The 347-nt window shown below is 38.9% G+C and carries 1 pseudogene; it reads right to left on the bottom strand.

Annotated elements, in window-relative coordinates:
* Positions 1-123 precede the first annotated feature (123 nt).
* A pseudogene (locus tag V7659_RS18470) lies at positions 124-347 on the bottom strand (nicotinate-nucleotide diphosphorylase (carboxylating)); the annotation flags it as partial.

The following is a 347-nucleotide window of genomic DNA, read 5'->3' as shown; positions in this document are numbered from 1 at the left end:
ATATAGAGACGAGGACCAAGCTCCTTTTTCACCTCTATGACCCGATTTTCGAGCTCTTCTCTCGACATTTGTTTGTATTTTTCAGGAATCATATTTTTTTGTAACGTGGCCATTAGATTCATGTTACTCATCTCCTTTATTCCATTGCACTTTTACACTGATATCTAGTGCTTTGTAAGAATGAGTTAAGTACCCAAGGGAAATATAATCGACACCCGTGTCGCGATAATCAGCAATATTAGCCAATTGGATTCCGCCGGAGGCCTCAGTAATAATCGTCGCTGGAACCAATTGAATTAATTCTTTAATTTCATCAGGAGTCCGGTTATCAAACATGATCACATCTG

Origin of the sequence: Neobacillus drentensis (assembly GCF_036966985.1) — a bacterium.
GTDB lineage: Bacteria > Bacillota > Bacilli > Bacillales > Cytobacillaceae > Neobacillus > Neobacillus drentensis_E.
Note: the sequence above shows the minus strand (reverse complement) of the source record. Positions and strands in the feature narration are given on the sequence as shown.